Annotated in this window: 1 pseudogene; it reads right to left on the reverse strand. The window is 50.9% G+C overall.

What is annotated here, in order from left to right:
- Positions 1–16 precede the first annotated feature (16 nt).
- A pseudogene (locus GTPT_RS16555) lies at positions 17–933 on the reverse strand (IS3 family transposase); the annotation flags it as partial.

Raw genomic sequence — 933 nt, forward strand, 5'->3', positions numbered from 1 at the left:
TCCGTACCAGGCTAAATCAGAGATCTGGGCCTTTTTGATGACTTCGTGCAAATTCTGCCGGAGTCAGGTTATTTAACGAAGAATGCGGACGAAAATGGTTATATTCCTGCCGCCAGTGTTCAATTTTTTTCTGAGCATCTTCCAGAGATAAGAACCAATGGACATTCAGACATTCATCTCTCAGGCTTCCATTAAATGACTCGATAAAGGCATTATCTGTAGGCTTTCCGGGGCGTGAGAAGTCCATCGTTACCTGATTTTCATACGCCCACCGGTCCATCGATTTCGAGATAAATTCGCTGCCATTGTCCGTCTGCAGCCTTTGCGGGACTCGCCCCAGTGACCCTTTCAATCGTTCCATGACAGCCACCACATCCTCGCCGCGTAACCCCTGTCCGACCTCGATCGCCAGACATTCCCGGCTAAAATTATCCACTATAGTTAGCGCCCGGATCCGACGCCCGTTGAACAGATTATCAGCAACGAAATCCATGCTCCAGCACTGATCTGCAGCAAGTACCTGCGGCCTTCCTTTCCTGTGTCTGGCCGTCACATGTCGGTGAGGGCGCTTCGAGCGCAGATTGAGACCCTCAAGGCAGTAAATACGGTGTGTTTTCTTACGGTTAATCAACCAACCTTCACGGCGCAGAAGAATATGAATACGCTCGTAGCCGTAACGGATCCGGGTTTCAGCAATCTCTCTTATTCGCTGTGTGATCGCGCGATCATCCCGACGACTGCGGTAATGATACACTGTGCGACTCTGCATCATTAGACTGCACCCCCTGCGTACACCGATTCGGTATGCCGCCAGCAGATATTCCACCGCCTCACGCTTCTGGAGCGGCCTCAGAACTTTTTTCGGATGACATCCTGCAACATTTCCTTGTCCAGACTCAGATCTGCCACCAGGCGTTTGAGGCGATGATTCTC

The sequence above is a fragment of the Tatumella ptyseos ATCC 33301 genome, from assembly GCF_000735525.1.
Taxonomy (GTDB): domain Bacteria; phylum Pseudomonadota; class Gammaproteobacteria; order Enterobacterales; family Enterobacteriaceae; genus Tatumella; species Tatumella ptyseos.